Genomic DNA, 249 nt, shown 5'->3' on the forward strand with positions numbered 1-249 from the left:
TGTGATGTCGCAGGACATCGGAATGGCCTGAACCTACGGATCGTAGGTTCGGGCCATTCGTCATTTCCGGGATGGGCCGGGTGGTCGGCCGGTGGGCTGGTAGATGCGTGTGGGGTCGAGGGTGAGCTCGCGCAGGATTTCTCCGGTGGCGGCGTTGATGATGCGGATCTCGAGGTCGTGGACCAGGGCGAGGACGGGGGTTCGAGCGTGGTGCTTGCCGATGCCGATCTTGTAGAGGGTGCCGTTGTG

The 249-nt window shown here is 63.5% G+C and carries 1 pseudogene; it reads right to left on the reverse strand.

Annotated features, from left to right (window positions below):
• Positions 1 to 60: 60 nt before the first annotated feature.
• Positions 61 to 249: pseudogene (locus tag AC4H2G_RS21560) on the reverse strand (IS481 family transposase); the annotation flags it as partial.

The organism is Cellulosimicrobium sp. BMG9.23 (genome assembly GCF_059159985.1).